The organism is Rahnella aceris (assembly GCF_011684115.1).
In the GTDB taxonomy this organism is placed as follows: Bacteria; Pseudomonadota; Gammaproteobacteria; order Enterobacterales; family Enterobacteriaceae; genus Rahnella; species Rahnella aceris.
Window position 1 is genome coordinate 96,297 of the sequence record NZ_JAADJV010000003.1, and the last position, 15,190, is coordinate 111,486.

Sequence of the window (15,190 nt, forward strand, 5' to 3'; positions counted from 1 at the left end):
AAGTTCGGCAGCCTTGTGCTGGATTTGTGATCTTGCTGGCAATTCCATCTCTCGTCCTGAAAATTCATTTGCTCTTGATTAGCTAAACCGGTTCTTCTATTTTATCGACAGACGATTTATCAGGATTTAAAAAAGGAATGAAGATGAATAACCGGATTTGGGTTTTGGGTGACGCCGTGGTGGATCTGATCGCTGAAGAGGATGACCGCTTATTAAAATGCCCGGGCGGGGCACCGGCGAATGTTGCCGTCGGGATCCGCCGCCTCGGGGGAGACAGCGCATTTATCGGACGCGTGGGCGATGACCCTTTCGGGAAGTTCCTGATGAAAACCCTCGCGGATGAGGGGGTGAATATTGACTGTATGTACCTTGACCCTCATCACCGTACCTCCACCGTGGTGGTGGAAAACGATGCTGACGGCGAACGCTCTTTCACGTTTATGGTGCGTCCGGGCGCGGATTTATTCCTCCAGGCCACCGACATTCCGGCTTTCCATCCCGGGGATTTTTTACATTTATGCTCAATCGCGTTATCTGCGGAACCTTCACGTTCCTCCGCCTTTCTGGCAATGGCGAAGATGAAAGCGGCAGGCGGTTATGTCTGTTTTGATCCCAATATCAGGCATGACTTGTGGTCTGATGAGGGACAACTGCGTGAAAATCTTGCCCGCGCCTTGTCGCTGGCTGATGTGATTAAAGTCTCAGAGGATGAGCTGGAATTTCTGACGGGCGAAGCGTTGCTGTCGGAGGGGATGCTGCGTCTGTGTGACCGCTATAATCCCGAACTGCTGCTGGTCACGCAGGGAAAACTGGGGGTTTCGGTTTACCGGAAAAATAATGCCAGTCTGAAGCACTATCCGGCCCCCGAAGTGAAAGCGGTGGATACCACCGGCGCCGGAGATGCTTTTGTCGCCGGATTACTGGCCGGGCTGGCGCAACACTGGCCGCTGACCTCGGAGAGTGTCTGGCAACAGATCATTCATCAGGCACTGGCATGCGGTGCTCTTGCCACCACCGCCAGAGGCGCAATGACCGCATTACCCGACAGCGTTACCTTAAAAGCGTTCTCCTCTCAGGGGTAACCGCGCCCGACGATGTTGCCCGGACCGCAACTGTTCACCCGACGAAAATAATGTAAGTAATCTGTAATCCAACGTCATGTTTTACGAAAATCAAATGTTTGCCGCTGAACCTCCTATATATCCCACAGTCTGTTAGCGAGGTTATTTCTTCTGATAGCAAAATATTTTGTTAACAGGAATTTTTGTTAGTTGAAAAACGGCGAGCACGGATCACATGACAATGAAAAAATTACTCTTAGCGTCGCTGCTGTTCAGCAGTGCCCCGGTTTTTGCTGCCGGCGGGTTTGTCGTAAAAGACATTCACGTCGAAGGATTGCAGCGGGTCACCGTCGGCGCAGCCTTGCTGAGCATCCCCGTGCGCGTGGGCGATACGGTATCCGATGACGATATCAGCCAGACGATCCGTGCCTTGTTTGCGACCGGCAATTTTGACGATGTGAAGGTGCTTGAAGATGGCAACACGCTGATTGTTCAGGTGAAAGAGCGGCCAACGATTGCCAGCATTACGTTCTCGGGCAACAAAGCCATAAAGGACGAGATGTTGCAGCAGAACCTGGAAGCCTCAGGGATCCGCGTCGGGGACGCGCTGGATCGCACCACCATTTCGTCGATTGAAAAGGGACTGGAAGATTTTTATTACAGCGTCGGCAAATACAGCGCGAGTGTAAAAGCGGTGGTGACGCCGTTGCCGCGTAACCGCGTGGACGTGAAACTGGTCTTTACCGAAGGTGTGTCGGCAAAAATTCAACAAATCAATATTGTGGGCAATAAAGCTTTTACCAGTGACGATTTAATCGCCCATTTCCAGCTACGCGATGAGGTGCCGTGGTGGAATGTGATTGGCGATAAAAAATATGAAAAACAAAAACTGTCAGGTGATTTAGAAACACTTCGCAGTTTTTATCTCGACCGCGGTTATGCCCGTTTTAATATTGATTCCACCCAGGTCAGTTTAACGCCGGATAAGAAAGGGATTTATATTACCGTCAATATTGCTGAGGGTGCGCAATATACCGTGTCCGGCGTGGTAGTGACCGGCGACATGGCCGGACATTCTTCCGAAATTGAATCGCTCGCCACCATTCCTGCCGGTGAATTGTATAACGGCGCGAAAGTCACCAAAGTGGAAGGTGACATCAAAAATCTGCTGGGCCGCTACGGCTATGCCTATCCGCATGTCACGACGCAAAGCGACATTAATGAAACGGATAAAACCGTGAAACTGCATATCAGCGTGGATACCGGCAACCGTTATTCGGTGCGCCGCATTCGTTTTGAAGGCAATGACACCTCGAAAGATGAAGTGCTGCGGCGCGAAATGCGCCAGATGGAGGGCGCGTGGCTGGGCAATGATCTGGTGCAGAAGGGCAAAGATCGCCTCAACCGTACCGGCTATTTCGAGTCGGTTGATGTGGATACCCAGCCGGTGCCCGGTTCAGCGGATCAGGTTGATGTGGTGTATAAAGTTAAAGAGCGTAACACCGGCACATTCAACGTGGGCCTGGGTTATGGCACCGACAGCGGCATCAGTTATCAGTTGGGCGTAACGCAGGACAACTGGCTGGGCAGCGGTAATACGGTCAGTTTCAGCGGCACGCGCAACTCCTATCAGACCTATGTCGAAGTCTCGGCCACTAACCCGTATTACACCGTTGATGGCATCAGCCTTGGCGGCAAAGTGTTCTACAACCATTACGACGCGGAAGATAACGATCTGGCGGCGTATAATCTGCAAAGTTACGGCACAGGCGTGAATCTTGGCCTGCCGGTCAGCGAAAACAATACGCTGAATCTGGGGCTGGATTATGTTCACAGTACGCTGAGTGATATGGAACCGCAGGTCGCGGTCTGGCGCTATCTCAATGCCAGCGGCGTACATCCGGGGCTGGTAACGACGTCCACCAACAGCGATGCACAACTGAGCACCAATGACTTCTTCGCCAGTGTCGGCTGGGCGTATAACGATCTTAACCGTGGCTTCTTCCCGTCATCCGGCACGCGCGCCAGCCTGGCGGCAAAAGTGACCACGCCTGGCTCGGACGACAGTTATTACAAAATCACCTTTGATGCCAACCATTACATTCCGCTGAGCGACAAATCGGACTGGGTATTAATGGGCCGCGCCAAAGCCGGTTACGCGGCAGGCATTGGCAGCAACGAAGTCCCGTTCTACGACAACTTCTACGCAGGTGGCTCCAGCTCGGTTCGCGGTTTCTCCTCCAACACCATCGGGCCGAAAGCGGCGTATTACAAATGCAGCAGCGCGGACAGCTCGTATTCCACCTGTCCGGTGACCAAATCGACTGATGCGGTGGGCGGTAATGCGATGGCGATTGCCAGCGCGGAACTGTATGTGCCGACGCCGTTCATCAGCGAGAAATACGCCAGTTCAGTGCGTACCTCATTATTTGTCGACTCCGGTACGGTGTGGGATACGAGATGGAAAAATACCTCAGCGACCGAAGCCGCGGGTATTCCGGATTACAGTGACCCGACACATATTCGTGTTTCCAGTGGTATTGCGTTGCAATGGCAATCCCCGCTCGGCCCGCTAGTGTTCTCTTATGCGCAGCCGCTGGTGAAATATGAAGGGGACAGTGCGGAGCAATTCCAGTTTAATATCGGTAAGACGTGGTAATAATAACGCTGTCTTACAAAGTTATTACTTTTTACAGACGCAATGAGAATAGAAAATAAATCTGATTCAATTATAATGCCGGCATGATGTTTATTGAGCAACCCTTAGGGTAAAACATCATGCCATTATAATATTGTTGGAGTTCTTCCTTTTAAGGGCTGCCCCTGTGCGGCCCTTCTTTTTATTCGTTTATCACAGCAGAAATAAGCGATTATTCTGCTTTGTGGTAATTCCCTTGCGCATCGGCACTTTCAAAAATCATTGAAACGGAATTGACACAATGGCGCAGATTCTTCTCGGTTAAATATTCCCCCTCAAAGACATGCCCCAGATGTGCCTTGCAGTTGGCACACACAATTTCTGTTCTGCGGCCATCGGCATCCGGCACACGTTCTACCGCACCCGGAATTTCATCGTCGAAAGCGGGCCAGCCGCAATGGGATTCGAATTTGTGTTCTGAGGAATACAGCGGCGCAGAACATCTTTTACAGACGTAACGGCCCGGTGAAAAGTGGTCGTTATACTCACCGGTATTCGGGCGCTCTGTCCCTTTGTTTTCGATGACAAAACGTTCAAAATCATTCAGTTCTCTGTTCATTATCATTGCTCCTGGCAGGTGACATTGCAGCCTTATAGTGTAGCGCTATATTGGGGCGACATATCAAGCTGCAAGTGCCCTCCTGCCATAGTGTGCTATTTCACGCCGCCGCCCAGCGTCTGCCACAGGGTGATACGGTTTTCAAAATCAGTCTGTTGCAGGGCAATCAGGTCGGTCTGCGCCGACCACAGTGAACGCTGATCGGTAAGCACCGTCAGATAATCGCCCGCACCGGTTTCATAACTGCGGCGCGCCAAATCGTAACTGCGCTGTGCGGCCGCAACATATTGCTGCTGGGCATCCATCTGTTCACTGAGCGTGGCACGGCGGGCGAGGGCGTCCGCCACATCTTTAAAGGCGCTCTGGATGGCTTTTTCATACGCGGCAATCAGCCCCTTTTTCTCCGCTTCAGCGTAGCGCAACTGCGCGGTATTACTGCCGCCGGTAAACAGAGGCAGGCTCAGGCTGGGCGCGAACGACCACACATTGCTGCCGTGGCTGAACAGGTTCGACAGCGAACTGCTGCCGACGCCTGCGCTGGCAGTCAGCGAGAGCGTCGGGAAGAAATTCGCCCGCGCTGCGCCGATATCCGCATTGGCACTTTTCAGGTTATGTTCCGCTTCCTGCACGTCCGGGCGGCGCAGTAATACCGACGACGAAATCCCGGCGGGCACCAGTTTGATGGCCTGCGGTGCCAGGCTTTCCAGCGTACCCGGCAACAGATTTTGCGCCACGGTGTCGCCCGCCAGCAGATTCAGGGCGTTGATGTCCTGCGCGACCAGCGTCTGGTAGCTGGCGACACTGGCGCGTGCCTGCTGATAAATCGCCATCGAAGAGCTGACGTCCGGCCCCGAGGCGACGCCTTCCTGTTGCCGCCGTTGCGTAATGCTCAGCGAATCCGCCGCGCTTTTCAGGGTGTCCTGCGCCAGCTTCAGATTGCTGTTGTCCGCCGCCAGCGTGATCCACGCGGTGCTGGTTTCTGAAATCAGCGTCAGGCGGGTGTTCTGCGCGGTCGATTCACTCGCCAGCCAGGTTTCTTTTGCCGCTGTGCTCAGGCTGCGGTTACGGCCAAACAGGTCGATTTCAAAACTGCTGACCGCACCGTCGGCGGTGGCGCTGCTGCTGACGCCTGCATCCTGCGTCCGGCTGCGGGTTTGTGAAAGCTCAGCATCCAGCGTCGGGAACAGGCTGGCGCGTTGCTCGCCATACAGCGCTTTGGCGGCTTCAATATCAGCAATCGCTTCCTGCAAATCGCGGTTGCTGGTCAGCGCTTTGGCCACCACGGCATTCAGGCGTGTATCGGCCATGATGCCCTGCCAGTCGCTCAGCACCGTGGTGGCCGCTGGCTGTGCGCCCTGCGCAGGCCAGACTGCAGGCACCGGCGCGGCAGGGCGCTGATAATCGGGATCCAGCGAGATACAGCCTGCCAGCAACATGGCCAGCGAAATAATACTCAGACGAAAAATCATGCTGACTCCTGCGCGTCTTTGTGACCGGTGAAGACTTTTTTCACCAGCACGAAGAACAGCGGAACAAAGAAAATAGCCAGTAAGGTGGCGGTCACGGTGCCGCCAATAATGCCGGTACCGATGGCGATGCGGCTGTTAGCCCCTGCGCCGGTCGCGACTGCCAGCGGCATCACCCCGGCGATAAAGGCCAGCGACGTCATCAGGATCGGGCGTAAACGGGTGCGGGCAGCGGAGAGCGCGGCAGCGGTCAGGGTGTTGCCTTGTTTGAGTGCTGCTTCGGCAAACTCAACTATCAGGATGGCGTTTTTCGACGACAGGCCGATGGTAGTCAGCAGCGCCACCTGGAAGTAAACGTCGTTATTCAGGCCACGCAGTTCGGCGGCAAGGGATGCGCCAAGCAGACCGAGCGGGATCACCAGGATCACGGAGAACGGCACGGACCAGCTTTCGTACAATGCGGCGAGACACAGGAATACCACCAGAATCGAGATGGCATACAGACTGAGCGCCTGACCGCTGGCGAGCTTTTCCTGCAGAGAGAGTCCGCTCCATGCCCAGGTTGAACCGGCGGGTAATTTATCCGCCAGCGCTTCCATTTTTGCCATCGCCGCGCCGGAACTGTAGCCGTCGGTGTTCTCGCCCTGGATCTCATAGGAAGTTGATCCGTTATAGCGCGCCAGACTTTCCGGGCCATAGGTCCAGTGGGTGGTGGCGAACGCGGAGAACGGCGTCATGCTGGTACCGTCGCTGCTGCGCACAAACCATTTATTCAGATCCGCCGGTTTGGAACGAAACTCACTGTCGCCCTGGATATACACTTCCTTGACGCGGCCACGGTCAATGAAATCATTGACGTAAGTGCCGCCCCACGCGCTGCTCAGGGTGGCAGTGACATCGCTGAGTGTCAGCCCGAGCGCCACGGCTTTGTTGTTGTCGATATCCACCTGCAACTGTGGCATTTGTGGCAAATCATTGGCGCGAACCGATTGCAGTTCCGGGCTTTTGGCGGCCAGGGCCAGCAGTTCGGTGCGCAGTTTGAGTAAGTCCGCGCGGCTGGTGCCGCCGGTAGCCATCAGCTCAAAGGTGAAACCGTTGCTTTGCCCGAGCCCGTCCACGGAAGGCGGCGTCATGGCGATGACTTTTGCGTCGCGGATCACCGCCAGATCCCGCATCGCGCGACCGGCTACCGCCTGCGCGGTGTTTACGGCACCCGGACGTTCATCCCAGTTCTTCAGTGACACAAACGCCATCCCGGCATTCTGACCGCTGCCGCTGAAGTTAAAGCCGGTGATGGTGAATATGACGTTGGTATTGGCTTTCTCTTTGCCGAGGAACCACTCTGTAACACGGGAATTGACGGCTTCGGTACGGTTCGCTGTCGCCCCGGCGGGCAGGGTGTATTGCACCATGACTTCGCCCTGATCTTCAGACGGCAGGAAGCTGGTCGGCAGTTGCCACATCAGCACACCCATCAGTGCGGCCATGGCGCCGTAAATCAGCGCCATCGCCACCGGACGGCGCTGCACATGCGTCACGCCATTTTCGTAGCGTTGCTCAGTACGCGAATACAAACGGTTGAAGCCACCGAAGAAACCACGGGTAGCCTGTGGTTTATGGCGCAGAAAAGCGCCGCACAGCGCCGGTGTCAGGGTCAGCGCCACCACCACGGAAAGTATCATGGCGGAAATAATGGTGACGGAGAACTGGCGGTAAATCACCCCGGTTGAGCCGCCGAAAAACGCCATCGGCAGGAACACGGCAGAGAGCACCAGCGCAATCGCCACCAGCGCGCCGGAGATTTCTCCCATCGACTTCTCGGTGGCCTCGCGGGCGGGAAGCCCTTCATCACGCATGATGCGCTCGACGTTTTCCACCACCACGATAGCGTCATCCACCAGCAGGCCGATGGCCAGCACCATCGCGAACAGCGTCAGGGTGTTAATGGAATAGCCGAACAGCGCCAGTACGCCGAACGTGCCGAGCAGTACCACCGGCACCGCCAGCGCGGGGATCAGCGTGGCGCGCAGATTCTGCATAAACAGATACATCACCACGATGACCAGCACGATGGCTTCGATCAGCGTTTTAATGACGTCTTCCACCGACACTTTAATAAATTCGGTGCTGTCTTTCGGATAGGCGACGTCATAACCTTTTGGCATGCTGCGCTGGTATTCGCTGATGGTGTTTTTCACCAGCGTGGCGGTATCGAGCGCGTTGGCACCCGGCGATAACATCACTGCCATACCCGCCGCCGGATGACCGTTCAGCTGTGAAGACGCGGTGTAATCTTCGCTGCCCATTTCGACGCGGGCGATATCACTGATGCGCACCACCGCGCCGCCGGTATTGCCTTTAACAATGATGTTACGGAACTGCTCCGGCGTTTGCAGACGTGATTGCGCACGCACCGTGGCGGTCAGTTGTTGTGAAGCGGAAGACGGCAGACCGCCAATTTTACCGGCGGAGATTTGCACGTTTTGCGCTTCGATGGCCGTTTCCACATCTGACGGCATCAGGTCATACGCCGCCAGTTTGGTGGGATCCAGCCAGATGCGCATGGCATATTCCGCACCAAACACCTGCAAGCTGCCGACGCCGCTGACGCGCGCCAGCGGATCCTGCATATTACTGACCAGCCAGTCGGCGATATCCGAGCTGCTGGTTTTGTCGGTTTTATCGTACACCGCCATGATCAGCAGGAAACTGGACTGCGACTTGGTGACCGTCACCCCGGCTTCCTGCACTTCCGTCGGCAGGCGTGATTCCGCCTGCTGGACTTTGTTCTGCACCTGCACCTGCGCGGTATCGGCATTGGTGCCCTGTTTGAAGGTGACGGTGATATCCACCGACCCGTCGGAACTGCTGCTGGAGCTGAAATACAGCAGATTATCCAGGCCGGTCAGTTGTTGTTCGATGACCTGCGTGACGCTGTTCTCCAGCGTTTCGGCGTTAGCCCCGGAATAGGTGGCTTTGATTTTCACTGAGGGAGGCGCGACGTCCGGATACTGCGCGACCGGCAGCGTGCGGATCGCCATAATTCCGGCCATCATGATCAAAATCGCAATCACCCAGGCAAAAACCGGGCGACGCACAAAGAAGCGGGAGAACATCAGGCGGCTCCTTCTGTGCTTTTCGCAGTGGCGGCGTTATTCACTTCAACCGGTTTCACCGTATCGCCCACCGTGACTTTGTCACTGCCTTCCACCAGCACGCGATCACCCGCCTGCAAACCTTTGACAATCAGCCAGTGGGTTCCGGTAGCCTCGCCGGTTTCGATATGACGTTGTTCGACTTTGTTGTCGGCGGTAACCACCAGCGCGGTGGCATCGCCTTTGGCATCCCGTGTCACACCTTGTTGCGGCGCGAGCACGGCATTTTCGACGACGCCTTCATCCACGTCAGCGCGGATAAACATCCCCGGCAGTAAAACGTGTTGCGGATTCGGGAACACGGCGCGCAGCGTGACCGAACCGGTGGCTTCATCGACCGCCACTTCGGTCAGTTCCAGACGACCTTTTTCGGGGTAGGTTGAACCGTCTTCAAGGGTGAGCGTGACACTTAAAGCATCGCTGTTCGCTGCCAGCGCGCGTTTACGCAGACTGAGCAAATCGGCGCTGGAACGGGTGAGATCCACGTACATTGAATCGAGATTTCGCACCGTCGCCAGCGCGGTGTCCTGCGCGGCAGAGACCAGTGCGCCCGGCGTAACGGAGGAAATGCCGATACGACCGGCAATCGGCGACGTGACCCGCGTCCAGTCGAGATTGATTTTGGCCGACTCCAGCGATGCGGCTTTTTCATCAACGCTGGCGCGGTCTTCTGCACAGGCCGATTGCGCATCTTCCGCATCCTGCTGTGACACGCCTTGCTCTTTCACCAGTACGGCATAACGGCGGGCTTTCTGGCAATCCGAGAGCACCAGCGCTTTGGCGCTTTTCAGTGCAGCGGCAGCCTGATCGTACGTCGCTTTATACGACGACGGATCAATCTGATACAGCGCCTGACCGGCTTTAACCCAGTCGCCTTCGGTGAATAAACGTTTTTGAATAATACCGCCGACCTGCGGCCGCACATCCGCCGTCAGTGTGGCGGTGGTCCGGCCGGTTAATTCGCTGACCAGATTGAACGATTGTGCTTTTAGCGTGACGACGCCCACTTCAGCGGGCGCGGCAGTGGGCTGAGCCGGTGGTGAATTATCGCAACCACTCAGCGCGATAAGTATCAATAAGCAGGAGAATCTTAAAGGCATTTTGGTGTCCGTAAATAATAAATAATATAATTAAAGGCAAAGGAGCCCCGGCTGTTTTATCGAAATAAAACAGTCAGGATCCCGTTAAAATTATTTAAAGATGTGCCGTTGTTTATAAATCAGGAATCATAAATCATGAATTTTCTTCGTGACCTCATTAATGTATTTAACCATCTGCTGATATATTTCCGGCGTGACCTCACCGTTATAGGCTTTCGTCCGTACGGTGATTTTTAAATTCTCAATGGCGTAAATTATTTCAGGTGCGGGCGGCGGGTTATTTTCAATCACGCGCTTTTTCATTTTTTCTTCTATGGCGCGGATTTCGTTTCTTCTTGCCGCCAGATATTCAGAACCGGCCGGTGTCATGGAAAACTGTTTTTTCCCGCCTTCTATTTCTGCGGCGGTGGCAAAGCCGTTGTCAACAATATGCGCCAGGATCGGGTAAATCACGCCGGGGCTGGGGATGTACACCCCCATAGAATAGCCTTCGATGGTTTTGATAATTTCGTAGCCATGCACCGGGTTTATCTGGATCAGATGCAACACAAACAGCGCCAGTTCCTGACGGGTGAACAGTTTGCTTTTACGCCGTACAGCAGGTTCGGTTTCGCTCATGATTTTTCTCCTTCGCTGATTGCCGACGACCTCAAGATATATCTTACAAGTTTGCAGGGCAAGACAGTGACGGAGCGGGAAACTAACGTAAGGATAGTGTTAATGTGTTGTTTTATAATGACTAAATCATGATGGTGCTCTCAGGTTCGCCCCTGTTGCTGACACTTCTTAACAGTTCAGAACAGGGGTAACTGATTGATCTTGAGATAAACGGCGGAAAGATGCCGTAAACCTATTTTTGCCGTGTAAGCATTGCGAAAAAGTCCGGTTTTCAGCGGCAGTGGCGGCTTTTTATGGCATCTGAAACATCGGCGGCCAGTACCGCAATCAGTTTCTGTTGCGCGGTGATAAGTTCCGGCACGCCACCCGTCACGTCAATCTGATGCTGTGAGCGACAGGTCAGCATTTTTTCATCTGCGCCAAAACGCAGTTGCCAGCGGGCTGTCAGGCTGGCGTGACGTTGCGGCCAGGCATCCAGTTGCTGCACGGTTACGCGCAGGGTGATAACCGGTTTATCGGGCGGCGGTGTCAATTCGCGGATGTCTGTTGTATTCAGCGAGCGTTCAAGCTGCGCCGACAGCGCACTGCGTATTTCCTCCGGCAGCGGCGCGGCCCACAACGTGCTATCCGATATCACGATTTCGCCGTCACTTTTACGTATCACCAGTTGCGGCTGATTAAGCTGTTCAGGCACGGTCACCGGTTGCACGCGCAGCACAAATGCAGCCGGTGGTATCGCAGATGGCGCATTCTCCGCAGGTGTGATCAGGGTGTAATAATGAGGCGCAGGAGAGGCGCAACCGCTTAACCCCAGCAGGAGGCAAACCCTGGTTATCACGCGGAGGACATTCATGGTTGCTCCTTATTTTCACTGTTTCTGCCGGCGATCAGCGCCTGTGGCTGGCGCGTGAGCAGGCCGGTGAGGGTGCGCAGGGAATATAATGTCCGCTGGAATTCGGCCAGCGTTTGCAACAGCGGAGAGTCCGCCGCCAGCAGGGTTTGTGCGCTGCCCATCGTCTGATCGAACTGGCGCAGGGTTTGCGTGGTTTGTGGCAGAACCTGACGGTTCACCTGAATCAGCGTCTGATTGAGATTGCCCAGTGTGGCATTCAGATTGCTGCCAATCGACTCAATGGGCATTGTCGATAACTTGCCAATCAGTGTCGCGAGCTGTTCCTGCAGGTGATCAAAGCCGCCATTGAGTGTGGGGATCTGCAACGGACGCGCAGTCATATCAAAAGACACCGGCAGCGCCGAAGGCACAAAATCGAGCGAGATATACAACTGTCCGGTGAGCAGATTGCCGGTGCGCGCCTGCGCCCGCAGTCCGTGTTTCACCATGTCGCGCAGGAACGTGGCAGCCTGCTGCTGGCCGTCTTTTTCAGGTTTCGGCAGTTTCTCCTGCACATGCCCTAAGCGGTTCGGATACACCTCAATCGTCACCACCGAGATAAACCGTGAAGCGGCAGGGTCGTAATCGAGCTCAATCGCCGTGACTTTCCCGAGCTTCACGCTGGAAAACTCCACCGGCGCGCCGGTTTTCATGCCGCGCAGCGACTGCTGGAAGCGCAACTGCAACACCTGCGGCGTGCCGTCCGGCGGGGTCATTGCCGAGGCCTGATCGTCTGCCAGCGTATATACGCGGTGGCTGGCTGCCGGTTTTGCCGTGCTGTCGTCGGGCGGATTGGCAAACGCGATGCCCCCGGCAATCACCGATGCCATGGTCTGCGTTTTGATCTGCAAACCTTCAGAATCGAGCGATAAATCCACGCCGCTGGCATTCCAGAAACGGGTGGCGGAAGTGACGAACCGGTCATACGGCGCATCGATAAATACGTTCAGGCTGACGCCTTTGCCGTCAGGGCGCAGCGCATAGGAAGAGACCCGCCCGACCGGCACGCGGCGGTAATACACCGCCGAACCGATATCCAGTGAACCCAGATCGTCGGCCACCACTTCAAACTGTTTGCCGGGCATACCGTTGATCACCGCCGGGGGCGATTCCAGTCCCTGAAAGTCACTGCCGGATTTCTGCGATGTGCCGGTATCAAGGCTGATATACGCGCCGGAAAGCAGGGTATCGATACCCGATACGCCGCCCATGCCGATGCGCGGACGCACGACCCAAAAACGGGTGTCCTCCCTGGGCAGATTTTCGGCGTTTTTCATCAGTGAAACGGTGACCAGCACGCGGCGGCTGTCGGGGCTGAGCGAAATCGATTTCACCCGCCCGACCGTGACGTCTTTGTATTTCACTTCGGTTTTACCGGCTTCTAATCCGCTGGCGGTCTGAAAAGTAATGGAGATTTCCGGGCCGGTATCCGCCCAGACCTGTAACAGCAAAAACAAACCCACTGATGCCGCTATGGCGGGCACCAGCCAGATCAGCGAGGGGCGAAAACGGCGCGGGACAATGTCCGGCGGGGGTGAAGCGTGTTCAGTCATTATTCTGATTTTCCCAGAGCAAACGCGGGTCGAACTTCAGGGCAGCCAGCAGGGTGAAGATCACCACTGCGCCAAAAAAAACAATACCGATGCGCGGTTCGGCAGTGCTGAGGCCGGGGAACTGCACCAGCGCTGCGATCATCGCGACCACCATCACATCGAGCATCGACCAGTAACCGATATGTTCCGTCAGGCGGAACAGGCGCGAGCGACGAAGCTGACCGGAAGCGGGACGTCGTTGTACCGCGATCAGCAGCCCGCCGAGGATCAGGAACTTGGCACACGGCACGACAATGCTGGCGGTAAAAATGATTGCTGCGATGATGTAATCACCGGCATCCCAGAACCCGGCAATACCGCCCAGAATGGTGCTTTCACTGCCGCGACCGGCAAAACTGTTGTACATCACCGGCAGTAAATTGGCGGGCAGATACAGCAACAGCCCGGTGAGCAGCAATGCCCATGACTGGCTGAGGCTGTCCGGCAATCGCGGATGCAGCGGCGCATGGCAGCGCGGACACGGCAACGCCCGCACGCCAGGCACCTGTTCGCAGACCAGTCCGCAGACATGACAGCGCACGATGCCCTGCGTTAATGCGTGCGGAACCGGCGTCATTCGCGCTGGCCTTTCAGCGTTTTGAGGCTCCACAGCGGGTGGAAATCCTGATGGTTGATCACCGGCAATAACAGGCACAACCCGAGCAGCGCCCATGTACCGGGGCCGGGGGTGATTTGCACCAGTCCCGAGAGTTTGATGGCGGCGATAAGAATGCTCAGCAACGCCACTTCCGCCATGCTCCAGGGCGCCAGCCCGGCCAGCAAACGCATCGCAGAAGCGAGCCCCGGCGCGGCTTTTTTCCGGCAGGCGTGCCATAACACCCAACCCAATAAGAGAATTTGCAGACACGGACAGACGATGATCAGCATGGCCAGCGGAATGGCCAGTGGCGATGCGTAGCTGTACGCCAGCGCCATCGCGGTTTGCCACAACGTTGCCGCCTGCACCTGACCATGAAACTGAATTTCCAGCACCGGAAAGGCATTGGCGATAATGAAAAACAGCGCGGCGGTAACCGTCAGCGCAAACCATTGTTCCAGACTCAGCCAGCTTCCCCGATACAGTACGGCACGGCAACGCTGGCAATGTGCGGCCTCGCCGGACCGCACAGGTTTTCGGGTATACAGACTGTCGCAATGTTTGCAAACGACCTGCTGCGGATAGATTTTCATGGTGATGTCCTGTGTCCTGCCGTCACTTATTTCAGTTGTGCCTGCAACTGTTCCGCGCCTTTATCCAGCCCGGTTTCGGCCGCACTCAGCGCACCCCAGGTCGCGCCAATGTTCAGCGAGTTCGGGTATTGCTTCGCGATATAAGCCTTCAGCAACTGATTGGAGGGGGCGTCATAAATTTCCACCGCATAACTCACGGAGCCGGTGAATGAACCCTGTTTGCCGCGCACTGACTGCACGATGTTGTACGGCCCGCCCATCAGATCAAAGCGGGTGAACGTGCCCAGAAACGCGGTGGTGGTTTGCGCGCCGGTGAGCGTCAGCCGGATACGTAAGGTGCCTGGGGTAATAGCGTTCGTCAGCGGGAAACGCCCGCCGACACTTTTGCCGAACTGCTGCTGCATGTACGCCGCCAGTTGCTGTTTTTGCTCCGCCGTGACGTCATCAAACTGGGCATCCTTGCCCTGATAAATCACCACCGGATCGAGGATCGCGCGGCTGTATTTATTCCAGTCCGTCGGGGTGTTGTAGCTGTATGCGATATGGCCTGAATCGTCCTGGGTATCAGGTTTCATTTGTGGAGAAGAGGTGACCCCGGTGTAGGGCACAGGCTGGGTACTCGCGCACCCGGTGAGAAAACCCAAAGAAATCAAAGCCGCCAGAGAATAGCCGTGAACGGATGCAGACATTTTTCCTACCTTTTTAAGAATCGTCGCGGGACGTCGGTTTCGGTTTATTTCAAAACCGTACGGTACGGTTCATTTATGGAGTAATAAAATTCCCATGTCAAGAAAATGTACAGGTGGGTTTAGTTTTGAGGAGAAGGTCACAAGGCGTAAAAAAGGCGTCATGTTTGCA

12 protein-coding genes are annotated in these 15,190 nt (G+C 55.6%); 2 read left to right on the forward strand and 10 right to left on the reverse strand.

Going from position 1 to position 15,190, the window contains the following annotated elements:
• The first annotated feature begins 143 nt into the window (after window positions 1-143).
• Together GW591_RS15955 and bamA are read left to right on the forward strand one after the other, a co-directional pair.
• Window positions 144-1,082 carry an aminoimidazole riboside kinase gene (locus GW591_RS15955; protein WP_166860964.1) on the forward strand — a complete coding sequence of 313 codons (939 nt, stop codon included), beginning with the start codon at window positions 144-146 and terminating at the stop codon, window positions 1,080-1,082.
• Window positions 1,083-1,296: 214 nt separating this feature from the next.
• On the forward strand, window positions 1,297-3,720 hold the full coding sequence (gene bamA / locus GW591_RS15960) for an outer membrane protein assembly factor BamA (protein ID WP_013578080.1): 2,424 nt from the start codon (window positions 1,297-1,299) through the stop codon (window positions 3,718-3,720).
• A gap of 211 nt (window positions 3,721-3,931) precedes the next feature.
• Here the strand turns inward: bamA and GW591_RS15965 are convergent, their stop codons facing one another.
• From GW591_RS15965 to GW591_RS16010, 10 genes are all read right to left on the reverse strand, one after another.
• Window positions 3,932-4,318 carry a methionine-R-sulfoxide reductase gene (locus GW591_RS15965; RefSeq protein WP_013578081.1) on the reverse strand — a complete coding sequence of 129 codons (387 nt, stop codon included), beginning with the start codon at window positions 4,316-4,318 and terminating at the stop codon, window positions 3,932-3,934.
• Window positions 4,319-4,413: 95 nt separating this feature from the next.
• Window positions 4,414-5,784, reverse strand: coding sequence for an efflux transporter outer membrane subunit (locus GW591_RS15970; protein WP_166861184.1), 1,371 nt, complete (start codon window positions 5,782-5,784; stop codon window positions 4,414-4,416).
• Window positions 5,784-8,900, reverse strand: a complete 3,117-nt coding sequence (locus GW591_RS15975; RefSeq protein ID WP_166860966.1) for an efflux RND transporter permease subunit — start codon at window positions 8,898-8,900, stop codon at window positions 5,784-5,786. Before GW591_RS15975 ends, GW591_RS15970 begins: the two co-directional genes overlap by 1 nt.
• The gene (locus GW591_RS15980) at window positions 8,900-10,039 is read right to left on the reverse strand and encodes an efflux RND transporter periplasmic adaptor subunit (protein ID WP_166860968.1); all 1,140 of its coding nucleotides are present in this window, start codon (window positions 10,037-10,039) and stop codon (window positions 8,900-8,902) included. The genes GW591_RS15975 and GW591_RS15980 overlap by 1 nt, the downstream gene beginning before the upstream one ends.
• 126 nt (window positions 10,040-10,165) lie before the next feature.
• Window positions 10,166-10,657, reverse strand: a complete 492-nt coding sequence (locus GW591_RS15985; RefSeq protein WP_013578085.1) for a PadR family transcriptional regulator — start codon at window positions 10,655-10,657, stop codon at window positions 10,166-10,168.
• Window positions 10,658-10,928: 271 nt separating this feature from the next.
• A complete protein-coding gene (locus GW591_RS15990; protein ID WP_166860971.1) occupies window positions 10,929-11,510 on the reverse strand; it encodes a PqiC family protein in 582 nt (193 codons plus the stop codon).
• Window positions 11,507-13,102, reverse strand: a complete 1,596-nt coding sequence (locus tag GW591_RS15995; protein WP_037032776.1) for a PqiB family protein — start codon at window positions 13,100-13,102, stop codon at window positions 11,507-11,509. Before GW591_RS15995 ends, GW591_RS15990 begins: the two co-directional genes overlap by 4 nt.
• The gene (locus GW591_RS16000; protein ID WP_166860973.1) at window positions 13,095-13,718 is read right to left on the reverse strand and encodes a paraquat-inducible protein A; all 624 of its coding nucleotides are present in this window, start codon (window positions 13,716-13,718) and stop codon (window positions 13,095-13,097) included. The genes GW591_RS15995 and GW591_RS16000 overlap by 8 nt, the downstream gene beginning before the upstream one ends.
• Window positions 13,715-14,332 (reverse strand): paraquat-inducible protein A, encoded by a 618-nt coding sequence (locus GW591_RS16005; protein WP_013578089.1) that lies wholly within the window; start codon window positions 14,330-14,332, stop codon window positions 13,715-13,717. Before GW591_RS16005 ends, GW591_RS16000 begins: the two co-directional genes overlap by 4 nt.
• Window positions 14,333-14,358: 26 nt before the next feature.
• The gene (locus GW591_RS16010; protein ID WP_013578090.1) at window positions 14,359-15,021 is read right to left on the reverse strand and encodes a DUF3313 domain-containing protein; all 663 of its coding nucleotides are present in this window, start codon (window positions 15,019-15,021) and stop codon (window positions 14,359-14,361) included.
• Between the last annotated feature and the right edge of the window lie 169 nt (window positions 15,022-15,190).

Excerpts from the sequence above, each read along its gene's own strand:
- GW591_RS15975 (WP_166860966.1), bottom strand. The coding sequence starts at position 8,900 with ATGTTCTCCCGCTTCTTTGTGCGTCGCCCGGTTTTTGCCTGGGTGATT.
- GW591_RS15965 (WP_013578081.1), bottom strand. The coding sequence starts at position 4,318 with ATGAACAGAGAACTGAATGATTTTGAACGTTTTGTCATCGAAAACAAA.
- GW591_RS16010 (WP_013578090.1), bottom strand. The coding sequence starts at position 15,021 with ATGTCTGCATCCGTTCACGGCTATTCTCTGGCGGCTTTGATTTCTTTG.
- GW591_RS15980 (WP_166860968.1), bottom strand. The coding sequence starts at position 10,039 with ATGCCTTTAAGATTCTCCTGCTTATTGATACTTATCGCGCTGAGTGGT.
- bamA (WP_013578080.1), top strand. The coding sequence starts at position 1,297 with ATGACAATGAAAAAATTACTCTTAGCGTCGCTGCTGTTCAGCAGTGCC.
- GW591_RS16000 (WP_166860973.1), bottom strand. The coding sequence starts at position 13,718 with ATGACGCCGGTTCCGCACGCATTAACGCAGGGCATCGTGCGCTGTCAT.
- GW591_RS15985 (WP_013578085.1), bottom strand. The coding sequence starts at position 10,657 with ATGAGCGAAACCGAACCTGCTGTACGGCGTAAAAGCAAACTGTTCACC.
- GW591_RS15955 (WP_166860964.1), top strand. The coding sequence starts at position 144 with ATGAATAACCGGATTTGGGTTTTGGGTGACGCCGTGGTGGATCTGATC.
- GW591_RS15995 (WP_037032776.1), bottom strand. The coding sequence starts at position 13,102 with ATGACTGAACACGCTTCACCCCCGCCGGACATTGTCCCGCGCCGTTTT.
- GW591_RS16005 (WP_013578089.1), bottom strand. The coding sequence starts at position 14,332 with ATGAAAATCTATCCGCAGCAGGTCGTTTGCAAACATTGCGACAGTCTG.
- GW591_RS15990 (WP_166860971.1), bottom strand. The coding sequence starts at position 11,510 with ATGAATGTCCTCCGCGTGATAACCAGGGTTTGCCTCCTGCTGGGGTTA.